The following is a 17,124-nucleotide window of genomic DNA, read 5'->3' on the forward strand; positions in this document are numbered from 1 at the left end:
ATTATGAGCTTGTTTAAATGGTTACTAGCAATCGTGGGGCCTTATGTCCTTGTAGCACTCGTAGTCATTGTCCTGGTATTACTTGTTTTACAGAGTGTTTCATCCTTTGACTTGTTCCAGCGCGGTAACGAGCGTACTGCCGCCGAAGTTATTTTCGATGAAACAGTGAAAACTACATTCCAAGAAAATATCGGTGGAAATGCTTCAACAACTTTAAATGATTATTTCTCAAACATGCAAAGTGGCGACCCATATCCGGGGATTACTGCAGGTTGGATTGAACAATTAGCCGGTGCCATAAAGCCGAGTTATGCGGTTCCGACCATTCATTATTACTTTGATACAATGGATTCTATTTTTAGACCCTGGCATGCCAAATATAAACGCGACGATGCCAGCGACAAAGCGGCTTTAATAGAGAAATATAAAGAGATACAAAATAAAGAATTAAAGTATTACTTTAAAAAATCTAAGGCTTATCAGCCGGAGATATTAGAGAAAGCTGTTCCTATAGAAGAATACATAAAGACTACCTCTACATCGGTCTGTACAGTTGTTGATGAAGAAGGAAATACATCGACAACCACTTCTGGTCCGACAGTTAATAAAAAAGTATTACCGAAGCGATCTGTTGCTGACAAAGTAAGTATGGGTTACTCAGATGTGACGCTTGAATATGAAGAAAGCGCTGTGACAAGCACTTCAACTCACAGTAGCGGTGATTGTACAACAACCGTCGTGACAGAGACGGTTCTCTATTTATTAGTAGAGTCCATGCCAACAGTCATGATGGACTCTGCTAAATTAGTACGTATCTTAATGAAAGATGCCGAAAAGGGAGAGCATACTAAACTAGTGAAAGCACAAGATTTAGAAACTGCTTTTGAAATTGGTAAGGCTGCCGATCCTGCGTTTCCAGAGCCCGACATTGAATACACCAAATTTACGAAATGTATGAATGAAGATAAAAAGGGATTGGATGCTTGTATTACCCTCTATGTTAAACAATTAGCGAGTGCTACATGGGGCGGTGTTGTTGGGTATAACGGTGTAAATAACCGAGGATGGTACCCAGCTGAATATGAAGAGATTTACAAAGAAATTGCAAAGAAAACAGGTGTTGATTGGAGTGCCATTGCCGCTATTCATGGTATTGAAACCTCCTTTTCTCGTAATCCAGTAGCAACAGATAGGAATTTGAAATCTAGTGCTGGTGCTAGAGGCCATTTCCAGGTAGTTCCGCTTACGTGGGTTGGCTGGTCGATAAGAAATTCTGGTTTGGTTACCTCTACTAGCGTTGGTGATATTACGAGCAATATAGATGTCATTTATAGCCTGTCCAATATTAAAAAATATGGTGGTAAGGGCATGGATGGTGATGGTGATGGCAAAGCGGATCCATGGAACTTACGAGATGCCATGATGTTTGCAGCAACTTACATTAAATCACTTGGTTATGTCAGCGGTAATGAAGCTGCTATCAAGAAAGCATTCGCTTCATATAACGGAGGACCGGCTAATTATATGTATCCAGCCGCGCAACGGTACGCATCGGAAGCATACGCCATGCATTTAGCTTTCCAATCCGGAATGAGTAATGGCGTGGCATTTGGTGACTCAGCGACCCCGATACCTGTTACAGCCGGTGACGTCACATGGCCGACTGTCGGAAGGTTTACAAGTAAGTATGGCTACCGAGTTCTTCCGGGTATTTATGGAACAAATAAACCGCAAATGCACTGGGGCATTGATATAGCCAACAGTACAGGTACACCGGTTGTTTCAGCTATGGCAGGAACCATTTATAAAATTGAACAGAAGAACTACAAAACGAACTGGGGCTTGTATGTGGTCGTCAAGCACAATCTAAACGGCCAAACCTATTATACAAACTATGCTCATTTAAATGGCTATGCTTCAGGTCTTCATATTAATCAGCCTGTTCAAAAAGGTGAAATTATAGGGTACATGGGCTTTACAGGGCGCGGCAGTGGTCCACACTTACACTTTGAAGTATATAAAGGTCAGTTTAGTTATGGGAAAACGAACATGAACCCGCTCTCTTTACTACCTGCAATGAGCGAGTTGAAAGGAAATTAGGTGTTTATTTGAAAATAATATTTGATGAAATACGAAAAGAAATCAGTCGCTTGTTGAAACGTAATGCGTGGATCAAATGGGTTTGCTTGGCTATCGGTATTTTAATTTTAGGGGTATTAATTAAAGCTATTTTCTTCCCGGCTATTCCTAAAGGCGATATAGGCGGGAAAGATAGCGATACATGGCAACAAATGGCCGATCTAAACGACGGTGAGATAACAACCGTTGATTTTAACATTTCAGATTTAGATAGCGTGATCAATATGTTTTTTATGAGTGCTAATCGCATGGATGATGACATGATGACAAGCGTAATGACACCTGAAATGATTGCTAGCGATTTTTCAGAACGTAATGAGACCGGCGAATTGGATAAAATCTTTGCATTATATGAAGAAGCAATGACTCGTTTAAGTCGCAACGGTACGATTGATAAAATTGAGGTTGTTGGCGGTAATAAAATGATGGGCGGTAAGCAACGCGTTCGCATAAATATTTATTACAGCGCACTTGATACACCTGTAAACATTGTTTTTATAGTTAAAAAGGAAACTGATCAGTTAAGCATTAGCGATTACACAGGTGAAACAGAAAACGAAGAGCAAGTGAAATACAAGCAATATTATATAGATACGTCGATTTGGGATATGATTGACGCGATAGAAAGTGAGGTTGAGTAAAAGTGAAAGTAGATGCAACAGAGCCAATATTAAACGTACTGTATTACGGGCAATTGGCGGGTGTTTTCATCGGAGGACTGATGTTCTTGTTTGGTATCTTTATGTTCCTGTATGCTTTTAAAAACCCTCACAAAAAGCGTCTCGCCTTTGTGACAACGGTATTTGGTCCGATCTTAGTGATGTTCAGTATTTATGCACCTGTACTCGCTTATCACTATATGATTGACAGATTGTTACCTGAAACCGAACTTACGCAATTAAAACAATTTGATTCAACTGTTAAATATGTCGGATCTAGTCTTTATGAAGGAATTAAGTTGATTGTTTATCCGTTGCTAGTTATCGTATTTTTAATTGCAGTCGTTACCCTACATCATGCGACACGCATCCCTGGTCGGAAACGGATCAGTTACGGTATTTTCATCGGTGTTCCCGTTCTATTCTTTTTACTACAGGTTGGACCGAGTATTGTCCGATTATTAACTTCTTGATTTTTAGCACATCGTTTTCGATGTGCTTTTTCATTTGCCTTAGATTCCTGTAAAATAGAGTAATTAGGAGAGTGACTTATTATGTATGAGGAAGTAGTACAGAAATTACAAGCCAGCTTTGGAAAAGCTTCATTAAATCAAGGGCGCCGCCCATATATCCCTTCACAAGTTTATATGTTACGTTTTGAACAAGTTGCTGGGGAGATGTGGAATTGGCGAGTAATTAGCGATCCTGTAATTGATACTCAACATATGATCGTTACGGTTAGAGGTGAAATACAGCTCTTAGATGCTGTAAGACAAGGAATCGGTGTCGCAACTTTACAAAAGGTTGAACCTGCAAGTATTAAAAATGCTATATCATCGGCTGAATCAGACGCGTTCAGAGATTGTTGCGATAAATTTATGATGGGTTGGCGAGACATTGCTAGTAGTCGAGAGTGGGGCAGCAATCCAACTATTCAAGCATTTGTGAACACTGAAACGCCATTTAAAGTAGAAAGTAATAGTTCAGTGGTTGATCAATCGTTTGACGAGCTTGTAAGAGCTGCCAATAGCGTTCCTGTCGTTAAGGCTGAGCCTTGTTTGGTTTGTGGTTCTACATTAACAGATGACGAAGCGAAGCGTATTCAAAGTAAAGGCATTCGTTATTACTATTGCAGTAAGCACTTACCAAAACAATTTAAGTAATTTTAGAAGTTATTTTGAATCATAAAAACGCCCTCCACAAATCAATTTGGAGGGCGTTTTATTTATTTTGTATTAACATGTTTTGCAAGTTCCCTTCTAATTAAGTACATACGTTTTAATTCATTTAATTTAGGTTTCTTCTTCACAACAGTCTCAAAAAATATAACATAATTAGAAATAATATTACACTGTATTACTATGTGAGGTATAATAATTTTATCCTTAAAATAAGACTATATAAATACTAAACTTAGAATATGTAGAGATAGGCTAGATTTAACAATTAAGTGCTACTAATGCATTAATTATAATATTTTCCAAACTTGTATTTAAAAAAAGAATAATTTTTAATTTTATAGGGGTTTTTGTTTACTTTTTAATAACTATTTATTAATATTGAATAAAGCATATAGAAACACAAGTAACATTAAGTAACTTATTTTAAAGCTAAGGAAGAACCTTGAGCAATAGACGGGATACGTCTATCGTTTTAGGTTCTTTCTGTTTTTAGCAGTCATTTTAAAGAGAAGAATCATTGTAAAAATTAAGAAACAATCGAATTCGGAGGCATGTGAATTATGGTACAAAAAGAGCGCAAATTTAAAATTATCGGTGTTCAAACTTCAAGACGGGTAGATGATAATAGAGAGTATGAGTTTATTTCAAATAGCAAAAAATCTAATATTATTCATTTATTCGAATCTAATAATGTTAATCCTAACGCAGCAGGAAAAACGCTGAAATTTTCATAAATAGCCTATGTCTATAAAAAGGGATTTTGAGTTTAAAGACAAGAAACAAAACAAGTCGAATAAAGTGATATTAACGATCTACTTTCTTATTCTTATCGCTGGCGTTTTTGGAATTAGACTTTACTTAGAAATAAATTTCTTTTACATAGCTTTAATCATTTTTAGTCTTATTTTTAGTTTTAAATGGTTGCCTTTAAAAAAAACAGTTCGAATACATGTAGGCATTTCAAGCTTTGTGGTTATTGAGGGGAAAGTACGTAAGGAAATTGAATTTAACGATGTTTCATATATCGATCAGAATGTTCTTGAAGGAACGAAACCGTATTATAAGAGCATTACATTCTTAAATGCTCAATTTGAAGAAATCTATAAATTGAATGCATCGGGTTTCGATTACAAAGAGCTGGTTACGTTGTGTGAGCATATTCAACAAACGAACTATGAATTTGGAACAGAAGCTTTAGAAATGAACAATCTTCAACATTTATTTAACGATGAAAAATTCTTTGGAAATTCATCGGACTTTAAGTTATAATAAAATAGGTTTCTAAGCTTATTAGTAATACTTTTAAGCAAAAGTATCTAATAATTATATAAAATTGTATTATCTATCGCGAAGCACGCAATAGACCTTAACGGGTTTATTGCGTGCTTTTTTTATTGATTAGTGGAGGTAAGCCTTATGTGTAAATTAAGAATTCATAATTTAAAACACTACAAACGCTTGGATTATGATTGGATGAATATTTCAGATAGCCACCGCTTTATTACAATTATAAGCGTGTATGATCATCTGTTTGAATATAGCCGCGCAGCTTGTTGCGTAAATGATAAGTGCCCTTCTAAAAATGTACGCCGTTTCGAAATAAATCTAATGGCGCCCAGTGTTCAAAAAGACAGACTGTTTGAACGGCAATTAAAGAAGTTTATTACCGATACAGATTATTACGATACGTTACTCGGTTTTAGTTTAATTTCATGTGATGCATGTCAGCATTGGGGTATTGAATGGACGCGTATTCCTCAACCATATAGTGTGAATCCCTCAACTCGGAACATAGGCGCGGATTTTAAAGCTGTACAGTTCGCTTCGCGTTATGCAGATAGGAGGTATTAGGATTGGTTACATTATTAAATCCGCGTATTAGTGGGAAATTGACGGACGCAGAAACATTTCACCAGGCATTTTATCGTCTTTGCAAGAGACTGGCAGAACGTAAGGCTCGTTTTGACGCTTCAGAGGTGAAAGCTGAATTATTATCATTAACGACAAGTGAGCTCCAACAGATACATTCAGAGGTTATGAGCAAGAACATGGCTATGCAAACGCAATTAGCAGAGGTTTCAAGTAGTCTGAGCGAAAGCAAGAATAAAGAGGATTTAGCTTATTATTACGCGATTACATGGGAATTGAGTATACCTTTCAGTAATGCATGTGCTCGAATAAATGATAGTGAATTGAACAAAAAGCTATATGTAGACCATATTGTGAATTTCTTATTGTTAGTGAAGGTATTTAAAGCTACAACACCGGTTAGATATGCAGGTGTAACGCTTCATACAGGCTTCGAACACTATATAGCTAAAATTTAATAGTTGAAGGTTGGTTTGATTTTTGGACGTATTACAGGAAAACGCATCATTTTTTACACTATATAGCCTATCACTTGGGGCAATTTGGTTAATCGCTTTAATCTTGAAGCTTATTTTCAATCGAAATACAGAACCGTATGAGCGAACAAAGGGCGTTCGTACTGTCTTTATAGCTGTACAAATCATTGTTCTAGTCGTGGTATTCCTCATTGTAGGTACTAATAACACTGTTATTGGTTACTTTACACCGTTCCTGATTTTATTCTTGCTGTCATTTTTCTATTCAGTCGATAGCATTATGGTTTATAACGAGGAACAGTCTAAAGGGATTTTAACGTACTTTGTAGGGAAGGCGGTTATTTTCTTCGGGTATGGCATGGTTGGCATATTAAAAATGAAAACATTGGTTGATATGGCTGCAGCATTTTATTAAACCGGGATCAGCAAGTCATCGGATCCTAGACATTAACAGAAGTGAGGTATTTATGAAACGAAAATATATCGGTTATATCGGGTTGGGTTGTCTTGCTATCGCATTTTTGGTGAGGGCTTGGTATCTACAAGAAAATCAACCGAACCTGATTGATAACCATAAAGAAATAAGTAACTATATCGCATTGGAATGGGGAGGGCACAATGAACGTAGCATTTAATTATTGCCAGTACGAATTAAAGCCGGTATTAGAGCGTGAATTAACCTATAAAGATAAAGTGTACTTATCGGCTCTTATGAATACGGCCGCAACAGAGGATGTTATGATGATTGGTCCGACTGCTTCCAAGCATGGCATCATCACACCAAATAAAGCCTACTTAAAATAGATCGTAAAACACTTAACTAGGCGGAAAATTTTAATTACCCAGTCGAACGCTGCAGGGCGCAAGCGCGGTCAAAAGCGACGAACTCATAAGCTTGATATATTGGAGAATTGGCATAAGGTGAATGTTCTACCAACTGACGACGTATCGGCATTTACTGTCCGTATCTGTTATTTAAATTTAAAGGACGAGGAAAACTTCATTGATAGTACCTATGATTTGTGGCTTGAAATCGCAGCATATGAATTTATGGCTATGATTGAGCATGAAGCACATGCTTTCAATATAAAGCTCCCTGAACTTCAGTGGAAAGTGGATGAATCATTTAAATCATTCGTTTCTTCCTATTCGTTAGCGCAATTAAAAACGATTGTTATTGAGACATTCGATATTTACATAAAGCGTCATTTAAGCGGTGAATTTGATGAAAAAGGCTTAATTACGCGTATTACCGAAGATATTCCTTATTACTTGCAAAAGCTGAACAATGAGGGCTTTGTGCCAGCTCCTACAAATCGGGAAATAAATTATTTTGTAGGAAGTTCAATATTACATACGATGTTTTTTAATCATATTTGCGGTTTCAATGACAGTATCTATTCATTGAAACCATCTAAAAAAGTACTTGAAATCATGTACCTGGAAGGGAAGTAATCGTTATGGCTACTCGAACTAAACTTGTATTAATTGGCGTTACCGTTACAGGTAATTTAGGGCATGTTAATGAGCCAGTTGTCCATGCTGCCAATATTAATGAATGGAATGAATATCATGAACAATGGCATAGTGATACGTCTGCTTACTTTAAGCAATATACGGTATTACAAGAGCCACATTTAGCTGAAATTGAACATTACCGAGGTGTGCAAATAGATTATGGTTATGAAATCACATTATGATCTCGCTCAACAGCGGTTGAAGCGAGAACAACTTTATAATAAAATTCCCTGTTTCTTGCCTGATACAGAGGACCACGAATATGCGTTATATGATGTTATGCCGATTACAGAGGAACGAGTTTCTGCCCTTCGATTAGCTTCGGAACGAATCACCGCTATTTTCTTTAAAGTGACCGCGCTCTTGCAAACTGTTCACCCCAATGTGTTATGCGATATGGGTTATCCAATTGAAACAATTAATTTTGTGCGAATGAAAACCTTACCTGTCCCAACTGTAATTGCTCGTATTGACCTTATCCCTAGCGGTAATTCCTTTAAATGCATTGAAATTAATGCTGATACATCGACGTTCCTTAAAGAAGCCTATAGCGTCAATGGGGCTGTATGTGAACATTTCGGGTTGCGTGATCCAAACGAGGGACTTCTTAGTTATTTAGAAAAGGCGGTCAATCTAGCTGTACGAACAAATAAATATGCTTCGTTCCCTAACATTGTATTTACGGCATGTGCCAATTCCCGAGAGGATGTTCACACAACGCTTTTATTACAAGATTCTGTAGGTGGTGCCCGTTTTGTACCGTTCGAACAGCTGAAAATCGTAAAAGGTGAGGGTGTATATGATGATACCGGGAAGAAGGTTGATATTTTATATCGTCCAACAGGTTTCATTGAATATATGTTAAAAGAAAAAGATAGTGAAAAGAATCCAATAGGGCTTTGGCTAATTGAATTAGTGCTTTCTAAGAAGCTTTTTATCATTAACCCTCCAAGTGCCTTTTTAATGGAAAACAAGGCTGTTATGAGCGTTATCTGGGGCTTACATGAAGAAAATGCGTTCTTTACGGAAGAAGAGCATGAATGGATTGAGGAATACTTCTTACCATCCTATTTAGAGGCGGATACGTTCCTAGCTAACAACGAGCCATATGTTGAAAAGTCTATTTTCGCTAGTGAAGGGGCTACTGTAAAGATTTTAGATGGGAAAGGGAATACGCTCGCTCAATCGAAGCATGAAAACCCTAGTGAATACCTGTTGTTTTATCAAAAGTATGTCGAGCAGCCTAAAGTTACAATACAGACAAATCAAGGTGAGCAAGAAGTACATTATTTATTCTGCAGCTTTATTATTAATGGGACTGTGGGGGCGATCGGTTGCCGCGCAGATGCTACATTAACGGAAAATGATGCGTTTTTTTTGCCGATTGGCATTAAATCTTAATGTGTTGACCAAAATTTTGGTCAGGTAATACAAGTGTGAACATTTGTGGTAATCGAATTTCACAAAAAGATTGTTATGAAAATTAATAGATGTGTGCTAAACGTACAAGATATGCAGTCACACTACGTAGAATCCATTCAAACACGCTTAAAAGATTCTTCAGAACCAAATATAGTGACGTTACAACCTTTAACGGTGTATGACATACTAAGTGATCCATTGGATAAAAAATTGTATACCATTTTTACAAAGTATGGGGAAATAGTTGCTGGTAAACTATCGTATCGTACTGGTCACTTACAAACAGAGGTACTCGAATTAGTAGAAAGTCAATATCCAGGCAAAATACAACCTGTATCGTTTGCTAATATCGAAAAAATCAATCACTGTAAAGCCCGAATCGGGAGGAATGAGAGAGAATCATGTTAACCGCAAAATTAGCAGATAATACGGTTGTTAATGCCACGGACTTTCAGGAAATGTCTCAACAAACCCCTATTTTCTGTATGGATTGTCGAGCACCGGTCCATTTCGTAAAGGAAAGTAACAAAGTTGCTTTCTTTAAAACGAGTGGTAAGGGGGCATCAGTACATTTAGAGGGATGTGCTTTCGCTGCACCAATGACCTTTACTGAAAGTGTAGGGAAAATAATGCAGCTGCAGAAAGAAATGATTACTCAGGTAGAACCGATTGTTGTAAGGCTAACTTAAATAAACTGGATCCTGAATATGTTGCCCAGGACCGTGGCCGACCAAACGAGCAAGAGGTAACTGGAAGAACTTTAAAAGTACCTAATGATGGTCCCAAGCAGCCTAAAACTTTAACTACATTAAAAGGTTTGAAAAAACTATTTTTAACTGGTGAACCGGATCTATTAGCCTCAGTAATCATATCGATTAATGGCTTTAAAATTCCAATTAGTGAATTAATTGTAGACCAACAAACAGCTCACACAAAAGTTATGAAGAATTTAGCATTAGATGTGCTATATTTTGTACATGGAACAATCACTAAAATTGTTCGATTACCGCGCGTATGGTACTTCAATATGAATGAAGATAATTATTACTTTACGCTAGTCGTCTTTGAACGTTACTTTAAATATTTCACTTTTAAGGATGATGAACTGATTGGCCATCCGAGCCTGGTTATGGGGAAATTAAAACAAAATAAATTTAATGAGGGCAGGGCTAATGCCAAAGAAGGTACAGAAATAATTATAAAGCCAAACGATTATCTAGAATTTTTAGACTAAAGTTTGCAACATGGACATCACTACTTCGACAGGCGGTAGTGGTTATAGTAAGCAGGGGGGGGATAACAATTGATTAATTATATGATAAACACCTAATTAAGGATCCATCTAAAAAACAACATACAGGTGGTCTTTATAGTCCGGAATCAGGATAACGGTGGACATAATGGTCTATGACCTCAAGGCCCGATTCTGCACGCACAAACTCTTTGCTTAAAATGGGGTTATAGGAAAAGGACACCTGTAATTATTAATGATTCTATCATTTGTAGTGCTTGTCAAAAGAAGTCCTCCTTTTGGTGATGTTTTATTTCTGACTGATATATACCATCGGGTACAAAACATTAAAATAAGCCAACCTTTAAAAGGTTGGCGTTCTAATCATTAAAAACGAGGTATCCCGTAGAAAATACCCTCCTTTTTTATAGGGGGAATTTAAGCAATGAGTTTTCGACAGGCTTCTGCACATTTAAAGCAAGACTCAGCGCACTTTTGGCAATGCTCGTGATTATGTTTTTTACATTCATTACCACATGCCTCACAAATTGTTGCACACAATTCTGCGAACTGTGAAATAAACGGCGTACCTCTTCCTATCGCTTGTTCGAAGTAAGCGCAAATATCTGCACACTCCCGATCAAGACGAATACATTCCGCCATCATTTTCATATCTTCCTCTTTTAAGCAAGCATCATAACAATGATTACACGCAATCATACATTCATGAAGTGAATCAATTACAGACTGATATTGTTCATGTGCCATTATATTTCCCTCCTTTGATTAATACCGTATTATATTACCCCAAAAAGGCTTTAAAATAACCGAAATAAAATTTTTTTTTTGTAGAAGGTGAAAAAATTTTATAGAAAGTAAAAAGAGTAAAATTTCTTAAATTGTTGAAACTAAAAAGCGATAAGGAATGGAATAATAAAGAAAGTGAACGTTTTGTTTTATCTCCCCACTTTACATACGGTGTGGGGGTATGCTATATTGTGTTTAAAGTAAGGAGGTTATGATAATGGAAAACTCAGTGAAAGATGTGGAAGGTCATACTGGATCTGATGAAACATGCAGGAAAAGTCATCACCCGGAACGTGTAAAGAAAGATTTAACAAGTCGATTAAATCGAATCGAAGGCCAAATTCGAGGAATCAAAGGAATGATAGATAAAGATGTTTATTGTGATGATGTAATTACACAACTTTCTGCCACACAATCTGCATTAAATAGTGTAGCCAAAATTCTTTTAGAAGGTCATCTAAAGGGATGTGTAGTTGATCGCCTTTCAGAAGGTGATGAAGCGGTACTCGACGAATTAGTGGTAACAATTCAAAAGTTAATGAAAAAATAAAAACTTAAAAATACCTCTGGTATTTAAAATTTGAATAAATAAAATTTTATTTAAAGGAGAAAATAATAAATGCAAAATGTAACATTAAATGTACAGGGAATGTCATGTGGGCATTGTGTAAAGGCGATCGAAGGACGTGTTGGTCAATTAGAAGGAGTTAACGAAGTAAAAGTAAAATTAGATGCTGCACAAGTAGAAGTTTCATTTAATGAAACGCAAGTATCTATTGAAACGATTAAAGAAACGATTGATGATCAAGGATACGATGTAGAATAAGAGTGCTTTCACAGCACTCTCTCATTTTCAAAAATATATACCCCTATATGGTATATGGGAGGCGGGAAATTCGTGAGTAGAATATCAAAAGAAGCTAGCATTCAAATTACCGGAATGACGTGTGCTGCATGTGCAATGCGGATTGAAAAAGGATTAAATAAAATGGAAGGTGTCGAGCAAGCAACCGTTAACTTAGCACTTGAAAAATCATCGATTAAATATGATCCTTCAAAGCTAAGTGAAGCTGACTTTGAAAAGAAGATCGAAGCACTTGGTTACGGGGTTATCAAACAAAAAGCGGAATTCGAGATTACTGGTATGACTTGTGCTGCGTGTGCAACTCGTATAGAAAAGGGATTAAACAAAATGGAAGGTGTTGCAATTGCGAATGTCAATTTAGCACTTGAAAAGGCAACAATTGAATTTAATCCTTCAGAAGTCACGATTTCAGATATAATTTCTAAAGTTGAAAAGCTAGGTTACGGTGCACACCAAAAGCAAGATGAAAGAGGGCAAGGAGATCACCGTGAAAAGCATATTAAAGACCAACAACGTAAATTTATATTTTCAGCGATTTTATCATTACCACTATTATGGACGATGGTCGGACACTTTTCGTTTACATCATTCTTATATGTACCTGATTTCTTAATGAATCCGTGGATTCAAATGTTATTGGCAACACCGGTACAATTTATTATCGGTAAACAGTTTTATGTAGGGGCATATAAGTCACTTCGAAATGGCAGTGCTAACATGGATGTACTTGTAGCGATGGGGACTTCGGCAGCTTATTTTTATAGTGTATATCAAGCAATTGTAACTGCTGGAGCACACCACGGGCCACACTTATACTTTGAAACAAGTGCAGTATTAATTACACTTATTGTTTTAGGCAAATTATTTGAAGCAAAGGCAAAAGGACGGTCATCAGAAGCAATTAAAAAATTAATGGGTCTTCAAGCAAAAACAGCTATTGTAGTACGTGATGGAATTGAAAAAGAAATACCGTTAGAAGAAGTGGTAACCGGAGATATTATTTTAGTGAAGCCGGGCGAGAAAATTCCTGTTGATGGTGAAGTAGTGGAAGGAACAAGTGCTATTGATGAATCAATGTTAACTGGTGAAAGCTTACCAGTGGATAAAAAAGCAGGTGACTTGTTATACGGCTCAACCATTAACAAAAATGGTTTCATCAAAATGACAGCAACAAAAGTTGGACGTGATACAGCATTAGCCCAAATTATTAAAGTGGTAGAAGATGCACAAGGTTCAAAAGCACCTATACAACGTATGGCCGACAAAATATCAGGTATTTTTGTACCCATCGTAGTAGGATTTGCAATTTTTACGTTCTTAGTATGGATTATATGGATTAAACCCGGCGAGTTTACACCAGCACTAGAAGTGTTAATTGCCATTCTTGTAATTGCTTGTCCATGTGCGCTTGGTTTAGCAACACCAACTTCCATTATGGCAGGAAGCGGTCGTGCAGCAGAATTTGGAATTTTGTTTAAGGGTGGAGAACATTTAGAACAAACACAAAGCATTGACACTGTAGTAGTAGATAAAACGGGTACTGTTACACATGGTAAACCTGTATTAACAGATGTTTTAGTAGCTGATGGTCACGACGAAGAAAAATTTTTGTCACTAATCGGTGCAGCAGAAAAACAATCAGAGCACCCATTAGCACAAGCGATTGTTCAAGGGATTCAAGAAAAAGGTATTGATCTTGGTAACATTCAATTTTTCGAAGCAATTCCTGGATATGGTGTTCAAGCAACAGTTTCAGGTCAAGGTGTGATTATTGGTACACGTAAACTCATGCAGCAATATGGAATTAATATACAATCCGTTCTCCCTACGATGGAAGAATTAGAGCGTAATGGGAAAACTGCAATGCTAGCAGGTATTAATGGGCATTATGCAGGTCTAGTTGCTGTAGCAGATACAATAAAAGATACATCTAGAGAAGCGATCCATCGCTTACATGAAATGGGCATTCAAGTAATCATGATGACTGGTGATAATGAACGAACAGCCCAAGCCATTGGTAAAGAAGTAGGTGTTGATTCAGTTATTGCAGAAGTTCTCCCTGAGGGAAAAGCAGAAGAAGTAAATAAACTGAAACAACAGGGCAAAAAAGTAGCAATGGTTGGTGATGGTATTAATGACGCACCTGCGCTTGCAACAGCCGATATAGGAATGGCTATTGGTACAGGTACGGATGTTGCCATGGAAGCTGCAGATATTACACTTATTCGAGGCGATTTAAATAGTATAGCGGATGCAATCATAATGAGTAGGAAAACAATGCGTAATATAAAACAAAACTTATTCTGGGCATTTGCTTATAATACGATTGGTATTCCAATTGCTGCAATAGGGTTACTTGCGCCATGGGTAGCTGGCGCAGCGATGGCATTCAGTTCGGTGTCAGTAGTATTGAACGCATTACGCTTACAAAGAGTTAATTTACAAAAATAAAATAATCAATATCATCTGTCGCTATATTTAGCGGCAGATATAACCCTAATTATTGTGGAAAACGTTTAAGGAAGGTGGTAAAACCATATGGAGGATAGCGGTATAAAAGTAAAGATTGCTATTAATGGAGGAATAGGATTTGGAGCAAAACTTAACTCAAAACAACTTGTTACCATATTAAAATATATGAATGAGGACGAAGAACTTGAGTTAACTACCTTCCAGCAACTCTATATAGAAGTCTCGAGAGATTCAATTGAAGAAATTATAGAGGAATTTCAGAATGTAGGATTAGCTTGTTATCCAGTTGGCAACTTTGTAAAAAGTCTAAGAACCTGCAATTTCTGCAAAGGGGACGAAGAAGAAGGAATGCCGGTTGCAAAGGAATTAAATCGTCGTATTGCAGGAAAGCCTGTTCCATTTACCCTAAAAGTTGCTTATACAGGTTGTGCTGTTGGTTGTGGGGAACCTATGTTAAGCGACATCGGTGTTATGAAGATTAGAGACCATTACAATTTGTATGTAGGTGGAAAGGCAAAAGGGAAAGACGCAGAAGTTGGTTCATTGATGGTTGAGAATCTTACACCGGAAGAATTGTATGATACCGTAGAAAAAATTATTATAGAATATTCGGAATTAGGGAAAAAGCGAGAAGCATTCCATAAGTTTTTAAAACGTATGGGTGGAAATGATTTCTTGAATAGATATAAGGTTTAATGAATTCTACTTTTTAATAGGGAATTGTGCTAACTTCCCTAATTCAAAAGGTTATTATAAATAAGGAGTGAGAATTATTAGTCGTGACTAATAGGTCTCACTCCTTTACTTCTTTTGTGCCTGTTGCTTTAGGAAATTTACAAAGAATAAATACTCTCCAAACTTCATGTTTTAAAACACAGTCATCCACTCAAATCATTTCAAGTCCTTACCTTTTTAAATATGATAATCATACAATATAGTTATAAATCCTTTAAAGATGATTTTTGCAAGACAGTGGAGATGGCTTTAGAAAGGACAGATATTGTACGATTAATTTCATCTTGCGTGTTTTCTATCCCCCCCATTTCAACTAATATCATGTTTTTTGCAAGATCTTGATTATAGATACCGTCTACATGCTCCCCTTTTTTACTGATAACACCACGGGAAATTCCAGGTATATATTCGTTTAAAGAAGATGAAATTTCCTCGGCGAAGGTTTTATTTGTTATGTAATTCGGATTATTTTCACCTACAACAAAATAAAGTTTTCCATAATTCTCATTTTTATATTTTAGTGTTGATAATTTTCTTTTTGTGGAATCTCTATGAAGGTCAATAATTATATCATAATTGCTGTTTTGAAGTTGAGTTACTAGGTATGGACGAACAACATCGTATGCTTCTGAGAAACTACGATTTGTTTTTTTCATTTTATCCATTGTATCCACTGCAAGAATTTCTACATTGATTGAATTAAGTTCAAAATAATTTTTTATTACATCTTCAAATGCTGTAATGTTCGACTGTGGATGGTAAACAGTTGTTTGACCACTTACATTTTTTACAATAGGAATAAAAGCTTCGTGTGAATGGGTGAAAAGAATTAATGCTTTTTTAGTTTCAATTTGGTCGTTAGTTTTCAAAATGGTTGTCTTACTTGACGAAGAGACAAGTTGATTACTACTATCGAATTTTTCTCCAACTATTTTTTTTTCTTGGTTAATTTCAGGTTGATTTACAATAATGTCTGAATTTTGAGGAAGGGAACTAAAAAGAATTACTGGAACAAACGGCGAAAAAAATAATAGTAAAATAAATCCCAAAAAAGCAATTAATTTATTTGGCACGTTTAACTCACCTCTAAACCACTATATGAATGAGGTAAAACTATTATTCAAAACAATCAATTATGCTTGATTGTTACGTGATCTATTTATATGAATTAAATTGCCAACAGATTGAATTAGCCTCTATAAAATAAAGTACACCTCTTTTGGGCATATCAATTAAAACTCCAGAAAAGGTTGGTTGCATTATATTTGGCTTGTATAGAAACCATCACGAGCATATTGAAAAGTGAAAATGCCGCGAATATTTAAAATTTAGAACCGGATAAATAACTGCATATGCAAGTGTTTCGCTCATAATCGTGCCAGAGTGCTGAGTAGCAAACGATTTAAGACGAATTATCCGAATACTAAAACCGCTCACCGACGAAACCTTTTATTTTTGTCGCCATATAGTCTGCAATCTTTTTAGGGGGTTTGTTCTTAGGCTTAAGTTGCAGCAAATCACTTGGCATTTATTTCCTATATAAATTTAAATATATAATGGTTTGGATGGCATTACTATAAACTAGAAATCTGATTCATATAGATATAGTAATACTTGTTATAGGATACCAACTAATAGCATTAGTTTTGAAGTTAGAAACGTAATAAAGTTCGCACATTTCAATGAGTATTTCTTGCTAAATCCCGTCTCTCTAAATTAGGTCTGCCTAAATAAACCTAACAACTATAAA

Annotated in this window: 22 protein-coding genes; 20 read left to right on the forward strand and 2 right to left on the reverse strand. The window is 36.3% G+C overall.

Annotation, left to right across the window (positions count from 1 at the left end; genetic code table 11):
- Positions 1-3 precede the first annotated feature (3 nt).
- The 16 genes from B5473_RS05955 to B5473_RS06025 all read left to right on the forward strand — a co-directional run bounded on the left by B5473_RS05955 (position 4) and on the right by B5473_RS06025 (position 10,498).
- Positions 4-2,100 carry a M23 family metallopeptidase gene (locus B5473_RS05955; protein ID WP_176142031.1) on the forward strand — a complete coding sequence of 699 codons (2,097 nt, stop codon included), beginning with the start codon at positions 4-6 and terminating at the stop codon, positions 2,098-2,100.
- An 8-nt stretch (positions 2,101-2,108) separates the two neighbouring features.
- A complete protein-coding gene (locus tag B5473_RS05960; RefSeq protein WP_079524072.1) occupies positions 2,109-2,780 on the forward strand; it encodes a hypothetical protein in 672 nt (223 codons plus the stop codon).
- A 2-nt stretch (positions 2,781-2,782) separates the two neighbouring features.
- Entirely contained in the window at positions 2,783-3,271 is a 489-nt protein-coding gene (locus B5473_RS05965) for a hypothetical protein (RefSeq protein WP_079524073.1), read from the forward strand.
- A gap of 81 nt (positions 3,272-3,352) precedes the next feature.
- On the forward strand, positions 3,353-3,961 hold the full coding sequence (locus B5473_RS05970; RefSeq protein ID WP_079524074.1) for a hypothetical protein: 609 nt from the start codon (positions 3,353-3,355) through the stop codon (positions 3,959-3,961).
- A 578-nt stretch (positions 3,962-4,539) separates the two neighbouring features.
- Positions 4,540-4,713: a hypothetical protein gene (locus B5473_RS20620; protein WP_156732651.1), complete on the forward strand. Its 174-nt coding sequence runs from the start codon at positions 4,540-4,542 to the stop codon at positions 4,711-4,713.
- A gap of 187 nt (positions 4,714-4,900) precedes the next feature.
- Entirely contained in the window at positions 4,901-5,248 is a 348-nt protein-coding gene (locus B5473_RS20415; RefSeq protein WP_176142032.1) for a hypothetical protein, read from the forward strand.
- A gap of 147 nt (positions 5,249-5,395) precedes the next feature.
- Positions 5,396-5,830: a hypothetical protein gene (locus tag B5473_RS05980; protein WP_065217264.1), complete on the forward strand. Its 435-nt coding sequence runs from the start codon at positions 5,396-5,398 to the stop codon at positions 5,828-5,830.
- Positions 5,831-5,832: 2 nt separating this feature from the next.
- Positions 5,833-6,306, forward strand: coding sequence for a hypothetical protein (locus tag B5473_RS05985; RefSeq protein WP_065217265.1), 474 nt, complete (start codon positions 5,833-5,835; stop codon positions 6,304-6,306).
- Between the two features lie 22 nt (positions 6,307-6,328).
- Complete coding sequence (locus tag B5473_RS05990; protein WP_065217266.1) at positions 6,329-6,739, forward strand: hypothetical protein; 411 nt, start codon at positions 6,329-6,331, stop codon at positions 6,737-6,739.
- A 203-nt stretch (positions 6,740-6,942) separates the two neighbouring features.
- Positions 6,943-7,128, forward strand: coding sequence for a hypothetical protein (locus B5473_RS05995; RefSeq protein ID WP_065217267.1), 186 nt, complete (start codon positions 6,943-6,945; stop codon positions 7,126-7,128).
- Between the two features lie 99 nt (positions 7,129-7,227).
- Positions 7,228-7,779 (forward strand): hypothetical protein, encoded by a 552-nt coding sequence (locus tag B5473_RS06000; RefSeq protein WP_139377695.1) that lies wholly within the window; start codon positions 7,228-7,230, stop codon positions 7,777-7,779.
- Between the two features lie 5 nt (positions 7,780-7,784).
- Positions 7,785-8,024, forward strand: coding sequence for a hypothetical protein (locus tag B5473_RS06005; RefSeq protein WP_065217269.1), 240 nt, complete (start codon positions 7,785-7,787; stop codon positions 8,022-8,024).
- 55 nt (positions 8,025-8,079) lie between these two features.
- Entirely contained in the window at positions 8,080-9,243 is a 1,164-nt protein-coding gene (locus B5473_RS06010; protein WP_176142033.1) for a glutathionylspermidine synthase family protein, read from the forward strand.
- A gap of 93 nt (positions 9,244-9,336) precedes the next feature.
- On the forward strand, positions 9,337-9,672 hold the full coding sequence (locus B5473_RS06015; RefSeq protein ID WP_139377696.1) for a hypothetical protein: 336 nt from the start codon (positions 9,337-9,339) through the stop codon (positions 9,670-9,672).
- Positions 9,666-9,953 (forward strand): hypothetical protein, encoded by a 288-nt coding sequence (locus B5473_RS06020; RefSeq protein ID WP_065217272.1) that lies wholly within the window; start codon positions 9,666-9,668, stop codon positions 9,951-9,953. The genes B5473_RS06015 and B5473_RS06020 overlap by 7 nt, the downstream gene beginning before the upstream one ends.
- A gap of 128 nt (positions 9,954-10,081) precedes the next feature.
- Positions 10,082-10,498 (forward strand): hypothetical protein, encoded by a 417-nt coding sequence (locus tag B5473_RS06025; protein ID WP_079524078.1) that lies wholly within the window; start codon positions 10,082-10,084, stop codon positions 10,496-10,498.
- Positions 10,499-10,933: 435 nt separating this feature from the next.
- Here the strand turns inward: B5473_RS06025 and B5473_RS06030 are convergent, their stop codons facing one another.
- The gene (locus B5473_RS06030; protein WP_065217275.1) at positions 10,934-11,263 is read right to left on the reverse strand and encodes a four-helix bundle copper-binding protein; all 330 of its coding nucleotides are present in this window, start codon (positions 11,261-11,263) and stop codon (positions 10,934-10,936) included.
- 256 nt (positions 11,264-11,519) lie between these two features.
- On the opposite strand from B5473_RS06030, the gene B5473_RS06035 reads away from it, so the two are divergent.
- From B5473_RS06035 to B5473_RS06050, 4 genes are all read left to right on the forward strand, one after another.
- Positions 11,520-11,852: a metal-sensitive transcriptional regulator gene (locus B5473_RS06035; protein WP_139377697.1), complete on the forward strand. Its 333-nt coding sequence runs from the start codon at positions 11,520-11,522 to the stop codon at positions 11,850-11,852.
- 69 nt (positions 11,853-11,921) lie between these two features.
- A complete protein-coding gene (copZ, locus tag B5473_RS06040) occupies positions 11,922-12,128 on the forward strand; it encodes a copper chaperone CopZ (protein WP_079524080.1) in 207 nt (68 codons plus the stop codon).
- Positions 12,129-12,200: 72 nt separating this feature from the next.
- Positions 12,201-14,618 carry a heavy metal translocating P-type ATPase gene (locus B5473_RS06045; RefSeq protein WP_079524081.1) on the forward strand — a complete coding sequence of 806 codons (2,418 nt, stop codon included), beginning with the start codon at positions 12,201-12,203 and terminating at the stop codon, positions 14,616-14,618.
- 87 nt (positions 14,619-14,705) lie between these two features.
- Positions 14,706-15,335 carry a nitrite reductase gene (locus B5473_RS06050; protein ID WP_065217279.1) on the forward strand — a complete coding sequence of 210 codons (630 nt, stop codon included), beginning with the start codon at positions 14,706-14,708 and terminating at the stop codon, positions 15,333-15,335.
- 242 nt (positions 15,336-15,577) lie between these two features.
- On the opposite strand, the gene spoIIP is transcribed toward B5473_RS06050, so the two are convergent.
- Entirely contained in the window at positions 15,578-16,447 is an 870-nt protein-coding gene (gene spoIIP, locus B5473_RS06055; protein ID WP_079524082.1) for a stage II sporulation protein P, read from the reverse strand.
- Between the last annotated feature and the right edge of the window lie 677 nt (positions 16,448-17,124).

The organism is Solibacillus isronensis, assembly GCF_900168685.1.
GTDB lineage: Bacteria > Bacillota > Bacilli > Bacillales_A > Planococcaceae > Solibacillus > Solibacillus isronensis_A.

Coding starts and splice junctions, on each gene's coding strand:
- B5473_RS05955 (WP_176142031.1), top strand. CDS start 4: ATGAGCTTGTTTAAATGGTTACTAGCAATCGTGGGGCCTTATGTCCTT.
- B5473_RS05970 (WP_079524074.1), top strand. CDS start 3,353: ATGTATGAGGAAGTAGTACAGAAATTACAAGCCAGCTTTGGAAAAGCT.
- B5473_RS20620 (WP_156732651.1), top strand. CDS start 4,540: ATGGTACAAAAAGAGCGCAAATTTAAAATTATCGGTGTTCAAACTTCA.
- B5473_RS05980 (WP_065217264.1), top strand. CDS start 5,396: ATGTGTAAATTAAGAATTCATAATTTAAAACACTACAAACGCTTGGAT.
- B5473_RS05995 (WP_065217267.1), top strand. CDS start 6,943: ATGAACGTAGCATTTAATTATTGCCAGTACGAATTAAAGCCGGTATTA.
- B5473_RS06005 (WP_065217269.1), top strand. CDS start 7,785: ATGGCTACTCGAACTAAACTTGTATTAATTGGCGTTACCGTTACAGGT.
- B5473_RS06020 (WP_065217272.1), top strand. CDS start 9,666: ATGTTAACCGCAAAATTAGCAGATAATACGGTTGTTAATGCCACGGAC.
- B5473_RS06030 (WP_065217275.1), bottom strand. CDS start 11,263: ATGGCACATGAACAATATCAGTCTGTAATTGATTCACTTCATGAATGT.
- B5473_RS06035 (WP_139377697.1), top strand. CDS start 11,520: ATGGAAAACTCAGTGAAAGATGTGGAAGGTCATACTGGATCTGATGAA.
- copZ (WP_079524080.1), top strand. CDS start 11,922: ATGCAAAATGTAACATTAAATGTACAGGGAATGTCATGTGGGCATTGT.
- B5473_RS06050 (WP_065217279.1), top strand. CDS start 14,706: ATGGAGGATAGCGGTATAAAAGTAAAGATTGCTATTAATGGAGGAATA.